Source organism: Streptomyces sp. NBC_00328 (assembly GCF_036139655.1).
Classification (GTDB): Bacteria; Actinomycetota; Actinomycetes; order Streptomycetales; family Streptomycetaceae; genus Streptomyces.
On the sequence record NZ_CP108013.1, the window covers coordinates 4,214,375 to 4,234,155 of the forward strand.

Sequence of the window (19,781 nt, forward strand, 5' to 3'; positions counted from 1 at the left end):
GGCCCGGGACACGGGCCCGGGACACGGGCCCGGGACACGGCAGGGGCCGGACACCTGGTGTCCGGCCCCTGCCGTGTCATCGGTCGCGCGCGGCGGCGGTCGCCCGCAGCCCGCGCCCCTCACTCACTTCTTGCGGCGGCGCACGCCACCCTTCTGCGCCTTGCGGCGCTCCGCGCGCGTGAGGCCGTCCGCCTCGGACCGCACCGGCTCGTCGCTGGCGAAGTCGCCCTCGACGATGCCGCCCTCGCCGTCCACGGTCGGCGCGGAGAAGTGCAGCCGGTCCGGCCGCTGCGGGGCGTCGAGACCCTTGGCGCGGATCTCGGGGCGCCCGGCGCCCGCGGGAACGGCTTCCTGCTTGGCCAGGGACGGCGCGGAGTCCTCGACCAGGACCTCCTCGACCTGCTGCTCGACCTGGACCTCCAGGTTGAACAGGTAGCCGACGGACTCCTCCTTGATGCCGTCCATCATGGCGCTGAACATGTCGAAGCCCTCGCGCTGGTACTCGACCAGCGGGTCCTTCTGGGCCATCGCACGCAGGCCGATGCCCTCCTGGAGATAGTCCATCTCGTAGAGGTGCTCACGCCACTTGCGGTCCAGGACCGACAGCACGACCCGGCGCTCCAGCTCACGCATGATCTCGGAGCCGAGCTGCTCCTCGCGGGCCGAGTACTGGTCGTGGATGTCGTCCTTGATGGACTCGGAGATGAACTCGGCGGTCAGACCGGCGCGGTCGCCGGCCTCCTCCTCCATCTCGTCGACGGTGGCCTTCACCGGGTAGAGCTGCTTGAAGGCGCCCCACAGCCGGTCGAGGTCCCACTCCTCGGCGAAGCCCTCGGCGGTCTCGGCCGCGATGTAGGCGTCGATGGTGTCGTCCATGAAGTGCCGGATCTGCTCCTGGAGGTCCTCGCCCTCCAGGACGCGGCGGCGCTCGCCGTAGATGACCTCGCGCTGCCGGTTGAGCACCTCGTCGTACTTCAGGACGTTCTTGCGGGTCTCGAAGTTCTGCTGCTCGACCTGCGACTGGGCGGACGCGATGGCACGCGTGACCATCTTGTTCTCGATCGGCACGTCGTCCGGCACGTTCGCCATCGACATCACGCGCTCGACCATCTGCGCCTTGAACAGACGCATCAGGTCGTCGCCCAGGGAGAGGTAGAAGCGGGACTCGCCCGGGTCGCCCTGACGGCCGGAACGACCGCGCAGCTGGTTGTCGATACGCCGCGACTCGTGGCGCTCGGTGCCCAGCACGTAGAGCCCGCCGAGGTCGTGGACCTCGTCCTTCTCGGCCTTCACCGCCGCCTCGGCCCGCTCCAGGGCCGCGGGCAGGGCGTGCGCCCACTCCTCGATGTGCTCCTCGGGGTCGAGGCCGCGCTGGCGCAGCTCCGCCTCGGCGAGGTCCTCGGGGTTGCCACCGAGCTTGATGTCCGTACCACGACCGGCCATGTTCGTCGCCACGGTCACGGCACCCTTGCGCCCGGCCTGGGCGACGATCGTCGCCTCCCGGTCGTGCTGCTTGGCGTTCAGCACCTCGTGCTGGACACCGCGCTTGGAGAGCTGCTGCGAGAGGTACTCGGACTTCTCGACCGACGTCGTACCGACGAGGATCGGCTGGCCCTTCTCGTGCTTCTCGGCGATGTCGTCGACGACCGCCTCGAACTTCGCGACCTCTGTGCGGTAGATCAGGTCGGACTGGTCCTTGCGGACCATCGGCCGGTTGGTCGGGATCGGGACGACGCCGAGCTTGTAGATCTGGTGGAACTCGGCGGCCTCGGTCATCGCCGTACCGGTCATGCCGGACAGACCGGGCTGTTCCTTGCCGTCGTGGCCGTGGCGCTTGTAGAGGCGGAAGAAGTTCTGGAGGGTGATCGTGGCGAGCGTCTGATTCTCGTCCTTGATGTCCACCCCTTCCTTCGCCTCGATCGCCTGGTGCATGCCCTCGTTGTAGCGGCGGCCGGCGAGGATACGGCCGGTGTGCTCGTCGACGATCATGACTTCGCCGTCCATGACGACGTAGTCCTTGTCCTTCTTGAACAGTTCCTTGGCCTTGATGGCGTTGTTCAGGTAACCGACGAGCGGGGTGTTCACCGACTCGTAGAGGTTGTCGATGCCCAGCCAGTCCTCGACCTTGGCGACACCGGGCTCGTGGATGGCGACGGTGCGCTTCTTCTCGTCGACCTCGTAGTCGCCGGTCTCCTCGATGCCCTTCAGGGGGTTGCCGGGCTCGCCCTTCTTCAGGCGGGTGACCAGCTTGGCGAAGTCGCCGTACCACTTGGTGGCCTGGTCGGCCGGGCCGGAGATGATCAGCGGCGTACGGGCCTCGTCGACGAGGATCGAGTCGACCTCGTCGACGATCGCGAAGTTGTGGCCGCGCTGGACGAGCTCGTCCTGGGACCACGCCATGTTGTCGCGCAGGTAGTCGAAGCCGAACTCGTTGTTCGTGCCGTACGTGATGTCGCACGCGTACTGCTCGCGGCGCTGGGCCGGAGTCATGTTGGCGAGGATGCAGCCGACCTCGAGCCCGAGGAACTTGTGGACGCGGCCCATCATTTCGGAGTCGCGCTCGGCCAGGTAGTCGTTGACCGTGATGAGGTGGACGCCCTTGCCGGAGAGAGCGTTCAGGTACGCGGGCAGGGTGCCGACGAGCGTCTTGCCCTCACCGGTCTTCATCTCCGCTACATAGCCAAGGTGGAGCGCGGCGCCACCCATCATCTGCACGTCGTAGTGACGCTGGCCAAGGGCACGCTTGGCCGCCTCGCGGACGGTCGCGAAGGCCTCGGGCAGCAGGTCGTCGAGGCTCTCGCCGTCGATGTACCGCTGCTTGTACTCATCGGTGAGGGCCCTCAGCTCGGCGTCGGAGAGGTCGACGAAGTCCTCTTCGATGGAGTTGACCTGGTCCGCGATGCGGTGCAGTTTGCGCAGGATCTTGCCTTCGCCTGCACGCATGATCTTCGAGAGGACGGACACGGGGGTTTGTCTCCTTGCCGGTCGGGCCTGGGACGGTCGGTTTCAATGACAGTTTCAAATCACAGCTTGAGCAACGGCCATCGTAAGCGAGGACCACACCGCGCCGGGAGGTCTGCCGGTGACAGCCACCAGGACAACGGACTGGGGTTGCCGAAGGTGCCGCGTTCGCACAGCGAAAAGTAGCGAACCAATCACCCAGGGCAAAGGAATGGCGTCCTTTCGATTGCCCGAGCAGAATCGGCCGATGGACCCCGTCACGCTGACCACCGATCGTCTCGTCCTGCGCGCCGTGGGCGTGGACGACACCGACGCCGTCTTCGAGGCCGCCCAGGATCCCGACATCCAGCGCTGGACCACGATCCCGTCGCCCTATCTGCGCGAGCACGCGTCGGGTTTCACGGACCAGATCGTGCCCGAGGGCTGGGTGGACGGCTCGGCGTTCGCGTTCGGTGTCTTCCTCCCCTCCGGGGAGCTGGCGGGCATGCTCTCGATCACCATGCGCTCCCTCGGCGTCGGCGAGGTGGGTTACTGGGCGACGAAGGAGCACCGCGGCAACGGCTACATCGTCGAAGCCACCGTCGCCGCCTCCCGCTGGGCCTTCACCGACCTGTCCGTCGACCGCGTCGAATGGCGCGCCGAGGTCGGCAACACCGGGTCCCGCGCGGTCGCCGAACGTGCCGGCTTCACCATCGAGGGGACCCTCCGCTCCGCCGTCAACAACAAGGGCGTGCGCAGGGACTGCTGGGTGGGTTCGCTGCTCCCCTCGGACCTGGGCCTCCCGTCGACGGCGCCGTACCTGCCGGCCAGGTGAGCGCCGTGGCGGGTCCCGGAGCGGATCCCGTTCAGGGACACGGGCCCGGGTCCCGCGCTCGCGCCGCCGCGGTCCCTCCGTGGGCGCCCCGGTTGTCAGTGGCACCCCCTAACGTGTGGGCATGACGAGTCTCCCGCGTCCCACCACCGAACTCTCCGCGGACGAAGCCCGCCGCATCGCTCTGCGGGCGCAGGGTTTCCTGGGCGCCCCGGACCGCAGGGCGGGCGTCCGCGGAGTCCTGCGGCACCTCGGCGCGGTCCAGCTCGACACGATCTCCGTCCTCGCCCGCTCCCACGAACTGATTCCGTACGCCCGGCTCGGCGCCGTCGGCCGCAGGACCGTGGAACAGGCGTACTGGACGTCGGCACCGCCCGCCGACACTCCCCCGGCACCGCACGCGTTCGAGTACTGGTCCCACGCGGCCTGCATCCTGCCCGTGGAGGAGTGGCCCCACTTCGCGTTCCGCCGCCGCGCCTACCGCGCCCGCCCGCACTGGAACCACGACCTGCCCGACGGCGCCTACGACCAGGTTCTCAAGCAGCTGCGCGCCGAAGGCCCCCTGACGGCCACGGACTTGGGCGGGGCGAAGAAGACCAGCGAGTGGTGGGACTGGTCGGGCACGAAGGTGGCCGTCGAGCGCGCGCTGATGTACGGCGAGGTGGTGTGCGTGGAGCGGCGCGGCTGGAAGCGGGTCTACGACCTCGCGGAGCGTGCCATCCCGAAGGCGCTGCTGCACGACGAGCTGGACGACAGGGAGTGCCTGCGCCGTCTCGTCCGCCTGGCCGGACAGTCCCTCGGCGTCGGCACGCGCGCGGACATCGCCGACTACCACCGCCTCAAGCTGGATCAGGTCGACGCGGTGATCGGTGACTCGGGTCTGGTCCCCGTGACGGTGGAGGGCTGGGGCAGGGCCGCGGCCGGGAAGGGCGGCGCGGGGAGCCCGGGACCAAGACCGGCCGCAGACGCGTGGGCGGACCCGGTGGCGCTGGAGACGGTCCCGCGCGGCCGTCACCGCACGACACTGCTGTCGCCGTTCGACTCGCTCATCTGGGAGCGGGCGCGCACGGAGCGGATCTTCGATTTCACGCATCGCCTGGAGGCGTACACGCCCAAGCCGAAGCGGGTCCACGGCTATTTCGCGATGCCGGTCCTCGCCGGCGGCCGGCTCGTCGGCCGGGTCGACCCGGCGCGCGAGGGCCGCACGCTGGTCGCCAGACAGGTCACCCTGGACGGCGTGAAGGCGGTCCCGGCGGTGGCCCAGGCCCTGGCGGAGGCCGCGGACTGGGTGGACTGCACGGATGTCCGGGTCGAGCGGGTGGACGCCCCGGACCTGCGCGAACCGCTGGCCGCGGAGCTCGTGCGCATCCTGGGGTGACGTCCGGCGAAGTCGTCGGACGGCGCCTGGCGGAATCGTCGGGCGGCACCTCGCGGCGCCCGGGGACGGCGCCTAGCGGATCTCGAGGATCTTCTCCCGCATCGCGTACACCACGGCCTCCATCCTGGAGTGCAGTTGCAGCTTCTCCAGGATGTTGCGTACGTGGTTCTTCACGGTGTTCTCGGAGATGAACAGCTCCTTGGCGATGTCACGGTTGTTCATCCCCGTGGCCACCAGTTTGAGGACCTCCAGCTCGCGGTCGGTGAGCCGCGGCGCGGGCACCAGCCGACGCTCGTCCGTGCGCTGGATCATCGACTTGAACTCGGTGAGGAGCTTCGACGCCATCGACGGACTGATCTGCGACTGCCCGTCGGCGACCGCGCGGATGGCGGTGGCCACCTCGTCCGTGGAGATCTCCTTGAGGAGGTACCCGGTCGCCCCCGCCTTGATCGCTTCGTAGAGGTCGGCCTCCTCGTCGCTGATCGTCAGCATGATGATCTTCGCGCTGGGGGCCACCTCCTTGATGGAGGTGCACGCCTCGATACCGCCGCGCTTGGGCATCCGTACGTCCATCAGCACGATGTCGGGCAGCAGGTCGGCGGCCTTGTCGACCGCCTCCGCGCCGTCCCCCGCCTCACCGACGACCTGGATGTCCTCCTCGGCCGCGAGGACGATCTCCAGACCGCGGCGGAAGAGAGCGTGGTCGTCCACGACAAGGACCCTGATGGGCTCCTTGCGTGAAGAGCCCCCGTCCGGGCCGGATGCGGCGACTCCGCCGTCGGTGTCGCCGGCACGCATCGGTCCGAAGCTGTCCGCCATCGTTCCTCCCCCTGAAGGCCGTGGCCTGTGTTTCCGCGGCATCGCCAACCCAAGGCAACGACCCACCGGTTGGGCCGGTGCGGCCATGATTCCATGTCCGGACGGCGGCGGGGTGACGGAGCGGGGCGTGAAGTGGTCGCACACCGGTGCCCCTGGGGGCGCACTCGCGCTCCAGGGGCACCGGCTCATCCGTCACCGGGGACGGTCAGCCGCCGAGCGCGCCACCCGGCGCGTCCGCTCCGGCCTGGGTGACCATCGGGTCCGTGTTGAGGTGGATGACCCCGTAGTCGTACGCGTGGCGCCGGTAGACGACGCTGGGCTCCTTCGTCTCGGAGTCGACGAAGAGGTAGAAGTCGTGCCCGACCAGCTCCATCTCGTAGAGCGCCTGGTCGAGCGTCATCGGTGCGGCCACGTGGGTCTTCTCCCGGACGACACAGGGGCCTTCGCCCATGATCTCGAGAGAGCCGATCTTCTTGGTGGGTACGGCGTCCGGCTCCTCGTCGTGGACGACGTCACCGCTGCCGTTCAGGGTCGCGGCCCCCGGGACGACGTCGGCGACCTCGGCCGCCGAGATCCTGCCGTTGCCACGGCGGGTGTAGCGCTTGTCGTGCTGCTTGCGCAGCCGGGCCTCGAGCTTGTCCGCGGCCAGGTCGAGTGCTGCATACGCGTCGCTTGCCGCTGCCTCCGCCCGGATCACCGGCCCGCGGGAGTGGAGCGTGATCTCCACCCGGTCACTGCGGTCGGCCTGTCGGGGGTTGGGCTCCTTGGACACCTCGACGTCGAGGCTGATCACCTTGCCATCGAGCTTCTGGATCTTCTCCAGCTTCAGCTTCTCGGCCACGTGCTTGCGGAACCGCTCAGGCACCTCGGTCTTGCGGCCCTTGACGACGATGTCCACGCAGAACTCCGTTCCCGGATAGCCCCGCTCCACTGGCGGAGCATCTCCCTTTTGCACCAGGCTCCGGTGAGCCCCGGAACCTCGGACTCGGTGACTTTTACCTCCTCCTCCCCCAAGGACAAGATCTCCACCCCACCGATGCGGGTGATTGCCGGAAAGTGATGCCTCGGCACTCGGACGCGCGAGGTACGGCCTGCGCCATTGCCTCACAACCGAACATATCTCGCCCGGACGGATGTCGTCACCCTCTACTGATACGTACCTCCGTTCAGGTGAATTGACCCTCTTATTACCTGCAACGTTGCAAGTTCTCGGTCAGTTCCGGTTTATTTCGAAGGCGTCCGGCGGTGCCGCGATCACGGCCGAACCGACCGTCGCACCACTCCTTCCTCCGGCCTGCTCCCTACCCGGGATTCGCCTGTACACCTCCGCCCGTCCCGTCCTCTCACCCGTCCACCGCAGTGCCCGCACACCCGACTGCGCCGCCCGCACCGCCCGCGCCGCCTCCGCCAACGACGCCCCGGTGGTCATCAGGTCGTCCACCAGCACGACCCGCCCTCCTTCGGCCAGCATCCTCCCGCCTCCGGCGACGACCTCCAGAGCGCCCGCCAGATTCACCGCCCGCTGGCGGGAGTTCAGCCCCGACTGGTCAGCCACGGCACGCCTCTGCCGCAGCACACCGAGCACCCGGGCCGGCGTTCCGGTACGCCGCAGCTCCCCCGCCGCCGCGAGCGCGATCCGCCGCGTCGGATCGTGCCCCCGCGCCCGGACCACCCGCCGCGCCGACGGCACGGGCACGAGCAGCACGGGCCCGTGCCCAGCCCCGGCCGCCCGGACCGCCGCTCCAGCGGTGTCCGCCCCCTCCCGCTCTCCCCGCACATCCCCCTTCCCGAACCCCTGCGGCCCCTGCGAAGCCGTGGGCCGCCCTGCCTGACCAGGACGTACCGCGGGCTCCAGACCTGCCCGCACAGCCCCCGCGAGGGCCACGCCCAGGGGTGCCGCCAGCGCCAGCGCACCCCGTTCCTTGTGGGCGAGGAGCATGGCCCGCACCTCGTCCCCGTAGGGAGCCGCCGCGTGCACCACGGACAGCCCCGCCGGCTCGGGCACCGGTCGCACCCGGCACGGAGCGGCCCCCGTCAGGGCGGCACGGCACTCGGGACAGAGCACCGTGCGAGGCCGCCCGCAGCCTCCGCACTCGGCCGGCAGCACCAGATCCGTGAGGTCCCGCCACCACCCCCGCATGGCCACCACTGTGCCAACGGCCGGACCGCTCGGCCACCCCTGTGGAAAACCCTGGGGAACCGCCTGTGGACAGTCCCGAAACGGCGGTGGGCCCGCCCGGAAACCGGACGGGCCCACCGCGGACGCACACGGCTCTACCCGGGGTAGACCGGCGCCGTCCCGTCCTGGACCACCTTCTGCCACTGCTCGCCCGCCGACAGCCGCACGATCCCGTCGGCCTCCGAGTGCGCCACGAGCGGCAGCTGCTCGTCCTCCGACGCGGCGATCTCCTTGACGTTGGCCAGCGCGGAGGGCGAGGTGCCCAGCGGGGTGGAACCGTCGACCTGGACGTACCGCATCTGCTGCACGCCGCCCTTCTCGCTGCCGACCACCACGAGGCGGCTGTCCCCGGCCCAGGACATGGCCGTGACCTCCTCCAGCCGGGGTGCGACGGAACGCGGTTCGACGATGTACGCGCCGTCGGGCTCGTCGGACTGGGACCGCTCGATGCGCCCGATCTGGAGCGAGCTCTTGCCGTCCTTCTCGACGATCAGCGCGACGCGCACACCGTCGGCGGCCACCCGCACCGCCTCGACGCGCCCGTCGAGCCTCGGCGCCTGCACGACGACGGGCTCGCCCGCGCCCTTGGGCAGCAGAATCAGCCTGGGGTTCTTCGGGTCGCGGTCGGCGACCCACAGATCGCCGTGCGCGTCCCAGCTGGGCGCCGTCAGCCGGTCGTCGGCCGTCCTGCCCTGGCTGCGCACCACCGGCTCGGCGAGCGAACCGCCCGGCACCAGCGACCCGACGTACAGGTTCCGGCCGTCGGCCGACACCCCGGCGGCGGTGCCCTCGTCCCGCGACACCGCGGCGGCCCGCAGCTTCTTGGCGCCCTCGCCCAGCGCACCGGGCACCGGCTCGGGCTTCTTGTCACCGTTGCCGCCGGGCATCCGTACGAGCCGCTGGTCGTGATCGATGAAGTACTGGTACTCCGGGTGCTCGCCCGTGCCGTGCGAGGCGACGCTCTCGGCCTTGGCCTTGGTCAGCACGCACAGCTGCGAGCCGTTCGACCTCTGGAGCTCCACCTCGTCGACGCCGGTGGGCGTCAGGTTCCGGAGGGTGAGCAGGATCTGGGCCGCCATCTTCCTGCACTGGGGGCTTCCGACCCGGTCGGCCCTCGCGTTCAGCGGCACGGTGACGCTGTTGCGGTCGTCGGGCGACAGCGACACATCGCCGTTCTTCAGTTCCGTGCCCGAGGGGAAGCTCGACCTGACCACCGGGTTCAGCCAGCTCGTGGGCCCCTTCAGGAGGGCGCGCACGATCTGCGTCATCGGATCCACCTGCGCGCGCACGAAGACCGGGTCGGCGACGGTCCCCAGGGGACGGTCGGCCCCGGAGGTCCCGTTCGACGCGTAGTAGTACTTGTTCACGGACACGTAGTTGCGCTGGAAGTCCGACGTGCCCATCACGACGCCCTGCGGCAGCCCGTCGATACGCCACTGCTTGTTGCTCTTCAGCTTGGTCAGATGCACCGATCCGCTGTACTGACCGGAGTCCGGCCCGTAGGCATGCCGGGCGTCCACGGTGGCGACCTTGCTGCCGTTCAGCCGGAACAGGACGTCACGACTGCCTTCCTTGGTCCCCGAGGGCGCTCCCACGGGTTCCGGCGCGTCCGCGAGGACCGTCGTCGAACGGTAGGGGTCCCACGTCTTGCGCGCACTGTCGGTGAGGTACTTGCCGGCCGTCTCGTACTTGGCGTCGTCGCTGGTCAGCGCCTCCAGGAAACCCTGGACGATCTCCGCCGCCGAGGCGCCGGGATGCGGCGGCACGGCGTAGACGCGGACCTGCGAGTCCTGGCGCGGGGTGGACTCCACCCCGCGCAGATCCCCGCTGTCCGGCATCGAGGCGCACCCCGCCAGCAGCAGGACTCCACAACCCGCGTACACCATGACGCTCACCGAACGGCGTCCGCGGACGCCGTTCCCCCCGCGGTCAGCGCCCACGAAATGCCTCCCCATGTCCGAGCTCCTCCGGCGTCTCGCCGTCCCGCCCCCGCTCCTGCGCGGTCCGTTCCCGGCCGGTGCCGGATGTCTCCTCCTGGCGGCGCGGCGCCCCGGCGGGCCGGGGCACCACACGAGCTCCGTTGCCCGGCAGCGCCGTCGGATCGGCCGTGGGCGAGACCCCGGCCAGCCGTGGGGCCATGGCCCCGGGCGGCGGTATCCGATCCGCCGCGGACCCGGCCTGCTGCACCGGGACCGTGGCGCGCTTCGTGGCTCCGCCGTGCGGCAGACCGGCGTCGTCGAGTCCGCGGTTGCGCCGGGAATCCCTGGGTTCCAGGGGTATCGGTGATCCCCTGAGGGGCTCGTCCGCCGTCCGCGGCAGGGTCAGCCGGAACTGCGAACCGCCGCCCGGCTCGCCCCAGGCCTGCAGCCAGCCGCCGTGCAGCCGCGCGTCCTCCAGGGCGATGGACAGCCCCAGACCCGTGCCGCCGGTGGTGCGCGCGCGTGCCGGGTCGGCCCGCCAGAAGCGGCTGAACACCCGGGTCGCCTCGCCGGGCTTGAGCCCGACGCCGTAGTCCCGGACCGCTATCGCGACCGCTCCGCCCGCGGCGGCGAGCTTGACGACGACGTCCTTGCCCTCGCCGTGCTCCACGGCGTTGACGACGAGGTTGCGCAGCACCCGCTCGACCCGCCGGGCGTCCGCCTCGGCTATCAGCGGCTGCTGGTCGCCGACCACGCGTATCCGCGTTCCCTTGCGCTCGGCGAGCGGCTCGGCTCCGCCGACCACCCGTCGTACGACTTCCCTGAGGTCGATGGCGTCGGCCTCCAGCGCCGCCGCGCCCGCGTCGAACCGGCTGATCTCCAGCAGGTCGGCGAGGAGCGTCTCGAAGCGGTCGAGCTGGTCGGCGAGGAGTTCGGCCGACCGCGCGGTCACCGGGTCGAAGTCCACGCGCGCGTCGTGGATGACGTCGGCGGCCATCCGCACGGTGGTCAGCGGTGTGCGCAGTTCGTGCGACACGTCGGAGACGAACCGCCGCTGCATCCGGGAGAGGTCCTCGAGCTGCTGGATCTTGAGCTGGAGGTTCTGCGCCATCTTGTTGAAGGCTTCGCCGAGGCGCGCGATGTCGTCCTCGCCGGTGACCTTCATACGTTCCTGGAGGCGTCCGGCGGAGAGCCGCTCGGCGATCCCGGCCGCCATCCGCACCGGTGTGACGACCTGGCGCACCACGAGCCAGGCGATGGCCCCGAGGAGCACCACGACGAACAGTCCGGCCGTCGCGAGGGTGCCCTTGACCAGGCTCAGCGACTTCTCCTCCTGCGTGAGCGGGAAGAGGTAGTAGAGCTGGTACGCGTCCCGGTTGGGGTCGTTGACCTGCTTGCCGATGACCAGCGCCGGCTGGGACTGCTTGCCGTCCTTGTAGACGACTCGGGTGTAGCTCTGCGCCGCCGTGGTGCTCTCGTCGAGCCGTTCGCGCAGGTTCTCGGGGATGCTCACCGTCGAGTCGACCTGGCCCGACGATCGCGGTGCGAGGCCGCCGCTGCCGTCGCCCGAGGCGGTGGAGTTGAGCGTCACCACGTCGAACGCGCCCTGCCCGCCACTGGACAGGGACACGACGAGGTCGGTCATCCACTGGCTGACGTTCTTGGACGGGCGGCCGTCGGCGTCCGTGCCGTCGTCGCCGTTCGCCGTCGCCACCGCGTCCGCCTGCTGCTTGGCCACGGCGAAACCGCCGGTGGCCTGGCTCTGCGAGGCCCTCACCTTGGCGTCGAGCAGACCGTTGCGTACCTGCCCGATCACGACGAAGCCGAGAAGCAGGACGACGCCCATCGACATCATCAGCGTCGTCGCGACGATCTTGAGCTGGATGTTGCGCCGCCACAGCCGCATCACGGGCAGCAGCGGACGACGCACCCAGCGTATGAACAGCCGGAGAACCGGACTGCCCTGGACCCCGCCCTGGAGCAGCCCTCCTTCGAAGAACCGCTCCCAGCGGGAGCCCTTCATTTTCCGGCCGACAGGCCGCCCCGAACGATCCCCCAGCTCAGCGGACGCCGAAGCGGCACTGTCCCATGACATGTCAGCTCGGTCCTGCCTTGTATCCGACGCCTCGAACGGTCACCACGATCTCCGGGCGCTCCGGGTCCTTCTCGACCTTGGAGCGCAGTCGCTGGACGTGCACGTTGACCAGACGGGTGTCCGCCGCGTGCCGGTAGCCCCACACCTGCTCCAGGAGGACCTCACGCGTGAACACCTGCCACGGCTTGCGCGCCAGAGCGACCAGCAGGTCGAACTCCAGCGGCGTCAGCGCGATCGACATGCCTTCCCGCTTCACAGAGTGACCGGCAACGTCGATGACGAGATCGCCGATCGACAGCTGCTCGGGTGCGGGTTCCTCCGAACGGCGCAGCCGCGCCCTGATCCGCGCCACCAGCTCCTTTGGCTTGAACGGCTTCACGATGTAGTCGTCGGCGCCCGATTCGAGGCCGACCACGACATCGACGGTGTCGCTCTTCGCCGTGAGCATCACGATCGGCACCCCGGACTCCGCCCTGATCAGGCGACACACCTCGATGCCGTCCCTTCCGGGCAGCATGAGGTCCAGGAGCACCAGGTCGGGCTTGGCGTCGCGGAAAGCGGCCAGCGCCTTGTCGCCATCGGCTACGAAAGACGGCTCAAAACCTTCACCACGCAACACGATGCCGAGCATCTCGGCCAGTGCGGTGTCGTCATCGACGACAAGGACTCGTCCCTTCATAAACGACATCATCCCATTAACTAAATCGTTACCTGGCGTGACAAGTCACACAGCTCGGCGAGAGCCTCAGCCGTCACGGGCGAAACAACGCCCTCTTCGGTGACGATCGCCGTGATCAACTCCGGCGGCGTCACGTCGAACGCCGGGTTGTACGCCTGGGTCCCCAGGGGTGCCACAGGTATACCTCTTCCCGGCTCCACACCCACCACCGGCACCTGCGGAGCCGCGATCTCCGTCACTTCATGACCCGCGCGCTGCTCGACCTCGATGGATGCGCCGTCGGGCGTGTCCTGATCGATCGTCGTCACCGGCGCCACCACGATGAACGGCACATGGTGGTACCTGGCAAGCACCGCGAGCGGATAGCTCCCCACCTTGTTCGCCACCGAACCGTCGGCGGCGATGCGGTCGGCCCCGATCAGCACCGCGTCCACCTCCCCGGCCGCGAACAGCGAGCCCGCCGCGCTGTCCGTGAGCAGGGTGTACGCCATTCCGCTGCGAGCGGCCTCGTAGGCCGTCAGACGGGCACCCTGGAGCAAAGGCCGCGTCTCGTCCACCCAGAGCCGCCGCAGCTGCCCCGCCCGGTGCGCGGCGAGCGCCACCGCGAACGCGGTTCCCTCACCGCCGGACACCAGCGCACCGGTGTTGCAGTGCGTGAGCACCCGGTGGCCGCCGCCCGGCAGCAGCTCGTCGAGCAGTGCCAGCCCGTGCCCGGCCATGCGCGAGCTCGCCTCGGCGTCCTCGCGGTGCAGCGCCCGCGCCGCGCCGAGCGCCGCCGACGCGGCCGCCGCCTCGTCCCCGCCCGCGGACAGCGCCGCCCGGTGGGCCGCCTGGGCCCGGCGCACACCGACCGCGAGATTCACGGCGGTCGGCCTGGCACCGGCCAGCGCGTGGGCGGCCTCCTCCACGTCGAATCCGCGTACGGCGGCGAGCGCGACGCCGTACGCCCCGGCGATCCCGAGCAGCGGAGCCCCCCGCACGGCGAGCGTACGGATCGCCTCCACCAGCGCGGGCGCGTCCGTGCACACCAGCTCGACCTCCTCCGCGGGAAGCCTCGTCTGGTCGAGAAGGACCACCACAGGGCCTTCGGGCGGTTCGTGCCAGCGGATCGCGGGTATCTCCGTCGGTCCGCTGTCCTCGCGGGGTTGCGCGTACTGATCGGCCATTCGCCCAGTCTGCCCCGTACCCGGCGGACAATTGAAGGTGTGCAGCCCATACGGGGGCCCGACCGTTGCCGGGCGCGCCGTGACACGATGGCTGTCGACTTGCCGCCGCGACCGCGGGACGGGCACCGTGAAGGAGCGACGATGAACGACACTCCGGGCTGGGCGTCGCCCGGATCCGCCCCCTCCGGCGAAAAGGAGCCGGACTCGTCCGGCACCCCGCGGCCCGCGGACCAGGACGGAGCGAATCCGCCCGAGCAGCCCTCGAAGTGGTCCAAGGAGCAGCCCCCGCCGGCCCAGTGGTCCGCGCCCGGCGCACAGGGGCCCGCGGGGGCCCCGCCGCCCGCCGCGCCAGGTCCCGGCTGGGGCGGACGGCCTCCCGGCGGCCAGGGCGGTGGACACGGCGGCTGGGGAGGCCCCGGACAGGGCGGGCCCGTGGGCTGGGGCGGCACCTGGGGCGCACCGCCGCCCGCCGCCAGGCCCGGCGTGATCCCGCTGCGCCCGCTCGGCGTCGGCGAGATCCTGGACGGCGCCGTCTCGACCATGCGCGGCTACTGGCGCACGGTCCTCGGCATCTCGCTGACCGTCGCCGTCGTCACGCAGATCGCCATCATCCTGCTCCAGGGCTTCGTCCTGGACGACAGCGCCGCCACGGAAGCGCTCAACGACCCGAGCGCCACCCTCGGCGAGCTGAGCCGGGCCATGGGCGACACCCTGCTCAGCTCCGGTCTCGTCCTGCTCGTCACCCTGCTCGGCACCATCGTCGCGACGGCCCTGCTCACCTCGGTGACCAGCCGCGCCGTGATCGGCAAGACGGTGACCACGAGCGAGGCGTGGCGCGACGCGCGTCCCCAGCTGGCCAAGCTGTTCGGACTGACCCTGCTGCTCCCGCTCATCGCCTTCGCGATCATGGGCGCCGGCGCACTGCCGGGTCTGCTCGTCGTCGCGGGCGGCTCGCACGACGCCGGTGTCGCGCTCGCCGTCCTCGGCGCCTTCGCCGCGTGTTTCGTCGCCCTGTGGCTGATGGTCCGCTTCTCGCTCGCCTCTCCCGCCCTGATGCTGGAGAAGCAGGGCATCCTGAAGTCGATGCGCCGCTCCGCGAAACTCGTACGCGACTCCTGGTGGCGGGTGTTCGGCATCCAGCTCCTCGCCACGATCATCGCCAACATCGTGGCGACGATCATCGTGATCCCCTTCGCCGTCCTCGCCGCCGCACTGAGCGGCGACGGCTTCACCGGCTTCCTCGACAGCTCCGCCGACGACCTCGGCTGGACCTTCCTCATCGTCAGCGGCATCGGCTCGGTGATCGGATCCATGATCACCTTCCCGATCACCGCCGGCGTCACGGTGCTCCTGTACATCGACCGGCGCATCCGCCGCGAGGCCCTCGACCTCGACCTGGCCCGAGCAGCCGGCCTCCAGGACTACGGCAGCGTGGCCTCCGGAACCACCCGCACCACACCAGGGAGTTGATGCGGTGAACGGGGCGGGGGGAGTTCTCACGGCGGTACTCGCGGGGCCGCACACCGGTGCGACAACGGTCCTCGCGCTGTCCCGAAGCGACACACCACCGGTGACCACGCCGCGCGAGGCCGCACGGGAGGCGGCCAGACGCGAACTGTCCAAGCGGATGTACCACGAGAACGACCCCGGCCTCGTCCAACGCGCCCTGAACGCCTTCTGGGACTGGGTCGACAGGCTGTTCGGCGCCGCTTCGGCCGCGACACCCGGCGGAACGCTCGGACTCGTCGTCATCGTCCTCGCGGCCGTGGCGGTCGTGGCCGCCCTGTGGTGGCGCCTGGGCACTCCGCATCGCACCCGGGCCTCGTCCGCCACCCTCTTCGACAACCGCCCCAGGAGCGCCGCCGAACACCGCGCCGCCGCCGAGGCACACGCCGCCCAGGGCCACTGGAACCAGGCGGTCCAGGAACGCATGCGCGCCGTCGTGCGATCCCTGGAGGAACGCGCCCTGCTCGATCCGCGCCCCGGCCGCACGGCCGACGAGGCCGCCGCGGAGGCAAGCCGCTCCCTGCCCTCCCACACCGACCGGCTGCGCGCCTCGGCACGCGACTTCGACGACATCACGTACGGCGGCCGATCCGGCGACCCATGCGCGTACCAGCGCCTCACCGAGCTCGACCGCGACCTGGAGCGCACCAGGCCCGTACTCACGGACAACGCCCCCGGCACGCACCGGAACAGGGCCCGCGACAGCCGCCAGGGGGCCGCCTCATGACCGAGGCCGGCCTCGCCTCCACCTCGTCCTCGCCCACCACCCGGCAGTTGTGGACCCGCACGCGCGGAGTCGTCCTCGCGCTCGTCCTCCTGCTCGCGGCCGCCGTGGCGATAGCCGCGGTCCGCTCGGACGCCCGGCACGGCCGCCTCGACCCGCGCTCCGCGGACCCCTCCGGCAGCCGGGCCGTCGCCCGGCTCCTCGCCGACCAGGGGGTCTCCACACGTCCGGTCACCAGTCTCGGCGAGGCGGCCTCCGCGGCCGGCCCCGACACCACCCTGCTGATCGCCTCCCCCGATCTGCTGACCAAGCGTCAACAGCGCCTTCTGCGCACGGCGACGGAGCGCTCCGGCGGCCGTACGGTCCTGATCTCGCCCGGACCGCCCTCCCTCGGCACCCTCGCCCCCGAAGTCACCGCCGATCCCGCGGTCGGCTTCGACTCCACGCTCTCCCCCCGCTGCGGTCTGCCCGCCGCCCGACGGGCGGGCAGCGCCGACACGGGCGGCATCCGCTACAGCACCACCGACCCGAACGCCGACACCTGCTATCCGAGCGACGGACTGCCCACGCTCCTGCGCGTTCCGGCACGCTCCGGAAGCGGCGACACCGTCGTCCTCGGCGCCCCCGACATCCTCTTCAACGACCGTCTCGACGAGCAGGGCAACGCCTCGCTCGCGCTCCAACTCCTCGGCTCCCGCACCCATCTGGTCTGGTACCTCCCCTCGCTCTCCGACGACTCGGCCACCGACGCGGGCGACCAGAGCTTCTTCGACCTGCTCCCCTCGGGCTGGCTCTGGGGCACACTCCAGCTCTTCGTCGCGGCCGGCATGGCAGCACTGTGGCGGGCACGCCGCATGGGCCCGCTCGTACCCGAACGGCTTCCCGTCGCGATCCGCGCCTCCGAAACCGCAGAAGGCCGCGCCCGCCTCTACCGCAAGTCGTCCGCCCGCGACCGCGCGGCCGCCGCTCTCCGCTCCGCCACCCGCACCCGCCTCGCCCCCCTCATCGGCGTACCCCCTGCCCAGGCCCATGCGCCCGAGACCCTGCTCCCCGCCCTGGCCGCCCACGTCGACGGCGACTCACAGGCCCTGCTCCCGCTCCTCTTCGGGCCGCCGCCCCGCGACGACGCGGCCCTCGTCTCTCTCGCCGACCAACTCGACGCCCTCGAAAGAGAGGTACGCATTTCATGATGGACCCGACCACTGACAACGCCGGGTACGCCGGGTACTCCGGGGACGCGGACACCGCCCGCTCCTCCCTGGAGGCCCTGCGGGCCGAAATCGCCAAAGCCGTGGTCGGCCAGGACCCCGCTGTGACCGGCCTCGTCGTCGCCCTCCTCTGCCGCGGACACGTTCTCCTCGAAGGAGTCCCCGGAGTGGCCAAGACGTTGCTCGTCCGCGCCCTCGCGTCCGCGCTGGAACTCGACACCAAGCGCGTCCAGTTCACCCCCGACCTCATGCCGAGCGACATCACCGGCTCTCTCGTCTACGACGCCCGCACCACCGAGTTCTCCTTCCAGCCCGGCCCGGTCTTCACCAATCTCCTGCTCGCCGACGAGATCAACCGCACGCCTCCCAAGACCCAGGCGTCGCTGCTGGAGGCGATGGAGGAACGCCAGGTCACCGTCGACGGCACTCCTCGCCCGCTCCCCGAGCCCTTCCTGGTCGCCGCGACCCAGAACCCGGTCGAGTACGAGGGCACCTATCCCCTCCCGGAAGCCCAACTGGACCGCTTCCTGCTCAAACTGACGATCCCGCTGCCCTCCCGCCAGGACGAGATCGACGTCCTCACGCGCCACTCCGAGGGCTTCAACCCCCGCGACCTGCGCGCCGCGGGCCTGCGTCCGGTGGCCGGCCCCGCCGACCTCGAAGCCGCCCGCGCGGCGGTCGCCAAGACAGCGGTCTCCCCCGAGATCACCGGATACGTCGTCGACCTGTGCCGCGCGACCCGCGAGTCGCCGTCGCTCACCCTCGGCGTCTCCCCGCGCGGCGCGACGGCCCTGCTCGCCACGGCCCGCGCCTGGGCCTGGCTGACCGGCCGCGACTACGTCATCCCCGACGACGTCAAAGCCCTGGCCCTGCCGACCCTCCGTCACCGCGTGCAACTCCGCCCCGAAGCCGAGATGGAGGGCGTGACGGCCGACTCCGTCATCAACGCGATCCTCACCCACGTCCCCGTCCCCCGCTGATGGCACTCACCGGACGCGCCGCCCTCCTGGCGGCCCTGGGCGCGATCCCCGTCGGCATCTGGGGACCCGGTTGGGCAGGCATCCTCGCCGTGAACGTCCCCCTGGCCCTGGCCTGCGCCTGCGACGCCGCCCTCGCGGCTCCCGTACGACGCCTGGGCCTGACCCGCTCCGGGGACACCTCGGTGCGCCTCGGTGAATCCGCGGACGTCACGCTCACGGTCACCAATCCCTCCGGCCGACCGCTGCGCGCACACCTCCGCGACGCCTGGCCGCCCAGCAGTTGGGAACCCGGCACGGAGGTCGAGGCCTCCCGTCACCGTCTGACGGTCCCCGCCGGCGAACGCCGCCGTCTGACGACCCGTCTGCGCCCCACGCGCCGCGGTGACCGCCGGGCCGACCGTGTCACGATCCGCTCGTTCGGCCCGCTCGGTCTGTTCTCCCGTCAGGGCAGCCACGAAGTCCCCTGGGCCGTACGCGTCCTGCCGCCTTTCACCAGTCGGAAGCACCTCCCTTCCAAACTGGCCCGGCTCCGTGAACTCGACGGCCGCACCAGTGTGCTGACGCGCGGTGAGGGCACGGAGTTCGACAGTCTGCGCGAGTACGTTCCCGGTGACGACACCCGGTCCATCGACTGGCGCGCCACGGCTCGCCGAACGACGGTCGCCGTACGCACCTGGCGTCCCGAGCGCGACCGCCACATCCTTCTGGTCCTCGACACGGGCCGCACCTCGGCGGGCCGTGTCGGAGACGCGCCCCGCCTCGACGCCTCCATGGACGCGGCCCTGCTCCTCGCCGCGCTGGCCTCCCGCGCCGGCGACCGCGTGGACCTCCTCGCCTACGACCGCCGAGTACGTGCCCTGGTCCAGGGCCGTGCGGCGGGCGACGTCCTTCCGTCCCTGGTCAACGCGATGGCCGGGCTCGAACCGGAGCTCGTCGAATTGGACGCCCGCGGCCTGACCGCCACAGCCCTGCGTACCGCCCCACGCCGTTCCTTGATCGTGCTCCTGACGAGCCTCGAAGCGGCCCCCGTCGAGGAGGGTCTGCTCCCCGTGCTCTCCGGCCTCACCCAGCGCCATACGGTCCTGCTGGCTTCCGTCGCGGACCCGCACATCGCGCACATGGCGAAGGCCCGGGGAAACATCGACGCGGTGTACGAGGCAGCGGCGGCGGCCCAGGCGGAAGCCGGACGTCAACGCACCGCCGAGCAGCTGCGACGCCGTGGAGTCACCGTCGTCGACGCGACTCCGGACGACCTGGCGCCGGCCCTCGCGGACGCCTACCTCGCTCTGAAAGCCGCGGGCCGCCTGTAACCAGACACCAGAAAACAGAAAAAGCCCGGACCACAGGGTCCGGGCA

The 19,781-nt window shown here is 70.9% G+C and carries 15 protein-coding genes; 7 read left to right on the forward strand and 8 right to left on the reverse strand.

Going from position 1 to position 19,781, the window contains the following annotated elements; translation table 11 throughout:
• Window positions 1-123: 123 nt before the first annotated feature.
• Window positions 124-2,964 carry a preprotein translocase subunit SecA gene (secA, locus tag OG485_RS18390; RefSeq protein ID WP_328669430.1) on the reverse strand — a complete coding sequence of 947 codons (2,841 nt, stop codon included), beginning with the start codon at window positions 2,962-2,964 and terminating at the stop codon, window positions 124-126.
• Window positions 2,965-3,208: 244 nt separating this feature from the next.
• On the opposite strand from secA, the gene OG485_RS18395 reads away from it, so the two are divergent.
• On the forward strand, window positions 3,209-3,775 hold the full coding sequence (locus tag OG485_RS18395) for a GNAT family N-acetyltransferase (protein ID WP_326787408.1): 567 nt from the start codon (window positions 3,209-3,211) through the stop codon (window positions 3,773-3,775).
• Between the two features lie 121 nt (window positions 3,776-3,896).
• Window positions 3,897-5,150: a winged helix-turn-helix domain-containing protein gene (locus OG485_RS18400; RefSeq protein ID WP_328669431.1), complete on the forward strand. Its 1,254-nt coding sequence runs from the start codon at window positions 3,897-3,899 to the stop codon at window positions 5,148-5,150.
• Between the two features lie 72 nt (window positions 5,151-5,222).
• On the opposite strand, the gene OG485_RS18405 is transcribed toward OG485_RS18400, so the two are convergent.
• The 7 genes from OG485_RS18405 to mtnA form a co-directional block, all read right to left on the reverse strand.
• Window positions 5,223-5,969: a response regulator transcription factor gene (locus OG485_RS18405; protein WP_328669432.1), complete on the reverse strand. Its 747-nt coding sequence runs from the start codon at window positions 5,967-5,969 to the stop codon at window positions 5,223-5,225.
• Between the two features lie 205 nt (window positions 5,970-6,174).
• Window positions 6,175-6,867 carry a ribosome hibernation-promoting factor, HPF/YfiA family gene (gene hpf / locus OG485_RS18410; RefSeq protein WP_387308373.1) on the reverse strand — a complete coding sequence of 231 codons (693 nt, stop codon included), beginning with the start codon at window positions 6,865-6,867 and terminating at the stop codon, window positions 6,175-6,177.
• Between the two features lie 315 nt (window positions 6,868-7,182).
• Complete coding sequence (locus tag OG485_RS18415) at window positions 7,183-8,109, reverse strand: ComF family protein (RefSeq protein ID WP_328669433.1); 927 nt, start codon at window positions 8,107-8,109, stop codon at window positions 7,183-7,185.
• 134 nt (window positions 8,110-8,243) lie between these two features.
• Window positions 8,244-10,088, reverse strand: coding sequence for an LpqB family beta-propeller domain-containing protein (locus tag OG485_RS18420; protein WP_443048721.1), 1,845 nt, complete (start codon window positions 10,086-10,088; stop codon window positions 8,244-8,246).
• Entirely contained in the window at window positions 10,078-12,162 is a 2,085-nt protein-coding gene (gene mtrB, locus OG485_RS18425; protein ID WP_328669434.1) for an MtrAB system histidine kinase MtrB, read from the reverse strand. The genes OG485_RS18420 and mtrB overlap by 11 nt, the downstream gene beginning before the upstream one ends.
• 1 nt (window position 12,163) lies before the next feature.
• On the reverse strand, window positions 12,164-12,853 hold the full coding sequence (mtrA, locus tag OG485_RS18430) for a two-component system response regulator MtrA (RefSeq protein ID WP_192582811.1): 690 nt from the start codon (window positions 12,851-12,853) through the stop codon (window positions 12,164-12,166).
• A gap of 8 nt (window positions 12,854-12,861) precedes the next feature.
• Window positions 12,862-14,007: an S-methyl-5-thioribose-1-phosphate isomerase gene (gene mtnA / locus OG485_RS18435; protein WP_328669435.1), complete on the reverse strand. Its 1,146-nt coding sequence runs from the start codon at window positions 14,005-14,007 to the stop codon at window positions 12,862-12,864.
• Window positions 14,008-14,148: 141 nt separating this feature from the next.
• Between mtnA and OG485_RS18440 the strand changes: the two genes are divergently transcribed.
• Genes OG485_RS18440 through OG485_RS18460 form a run of 5 tightly spaced genes read left to right on the forward strand, consistent with a single transcriptional unit; the run spans window position 14,149 to window position 19,735 of the window.
• The gene (locus tag OG485_RS18440; RefSeq protein ID WP_328669436.1) at window positions 14,149-15,477 is read left to right on the forward strand and encodes a DUF7544 domain-containing protein; all 1,329 of its coding nucleotides are present in this window, start codon (window positions 14,149-14,151) and stop codon (window positions 15,475-15,477) included.
• A 4-nt stretch (window positions 15,478-15,481) separates the two neighbouring features.
• Window positions 15,482-16,240, forward strand: coding sequence for a DUF4129 domain-containing protein (locus OG485_RS18445; RefSeq protein WP_328669437.1), 759 nt, complete (start codon window positions 15,482-15,484; stop codon window positions 16,238-16,240).
• Entirely contained in the window at window positions 16,237-17,427 is a 1,191-nt protein-coding gene (locus tag OG485_RS18450) for a DUF4350 domain-containing protein (RefSeq protein WP_328669438.1), read from the forward strand. The genes OG485_RS18445 and OG485_RS18450 overlap by 4 nt, the downstream gene beginning before the upstream one ends.
• Window positions 17,427-18,425, forward strand: coding sequence for an AAA family ATPase (locus OG485_RS18455; protein ID WP_328669439.1), 999 nt, complete (start codon window positions 17,427-17,429; stop codon window positions 18,423-18,425). The genes OG485_RS18450 and OG485_RS18455 overlap by 1 nt, the downstream gene beginning before the upstream one ends.
• Complete coding sequence (locus OG485_RS18460) at window positions 18,425-19,735, forward strand: DUF58 domain-containing protein (protein WP_328669440.1); 1,311 nt, start codon at window positions 18,425-18,427, stop codon at window positions 19,733-19,735. Before OG485_RS18455 ends, OG485_RS18460 begins: the two co-directional genes overlap by 1 nt.
• The last annotated feature ends 46 nt before the right edge of the window (window positions 19,736-19,781 follow it).

What these genes read in the sequence shown, in the direction of transcription:
- OG485_RS18395 (WP_326787408.1), top strand. Translation starts at nt 3,209, where the DNA reads ATGGACCCCGTCACGCTGACCACCGATCGTCTCGTCCTGCGCGCCGTG.
- OG485_RS18400 (WP_328669431.1), top strand. Translation starts at nt 3,897, where the DNA reads ATGACGAGTCTCCCGCGTCCCACCACCGAACTCTCCGCGGACGAAGCC.
- OG485_RS18405 (WP_328669432.1), bottom strand. Translation starts at nt 5,969, where the DNA reads ATGGCGGACAGCTTCGGACCGATGCGTGCCGGCGACACCGACGGCGGA.
- OG485_RS18415 (WP_328669433.1), bottom strand. Translation starts at nt 8,109, where the DNA reads ATGCGGGGGTGGTGGCGGGACCTCACGGATCTGGTGCTGCCGGCCGAG.
- mtrB (WP_328669434.1), bottom strand. Translation starts at nt 12,162, where the DNA reads ATGTCATGGGACAGTGCCGCTTCGGCGTCCGCTGAGCTGGGGGATCGT.
- mtrA (WP_192582811.1), bottom strand. Translation starts at nt 12,853, where the DNA reads ATGATGTCGTTTATGAAGGGACGAGTCCTTGTCGTCGATGACGACACC.
- mtnA (WP_328669435.1), bottom strand. Translation starts at nt 14,007, where the DNA reads ATGGCCGATCAGTACGCGCAACCCCGCGAGGACAGCGGACCGACGGAG.
- OG485_RS18440 (WP_328669436.1), top strand. Translation starts at nt 14,149, where the DNA reads ATGAACGACACTCCGGGCTGGGCGTCGCCCGGATCCGCCCCCTCCGGC.
- OG485_RS18450 (WP_328669438.1), top strand. Translation starts at nt 16,237, where the DNA reads ATGACCGAGGCCGGCCTCGCCTCCACCTCGTCCTCGCCCACCACCCGG.
- OG485_RS18455 (WP_328669439.1), top strand. Translation starts at nt 17,427, where the DNA reads ATGGACCCGACCACTGACAACGCCGGGTACGCCGGGTACTCCGGGGAC.
- OG485_RS18460 (WP_328669440.1), top strand. Translation starts at nt 18,425, where the DNA reads ATGGCACTCACCGGACGCGCCGCCCTCCTGGCGGCCCTGGGCGCGATC.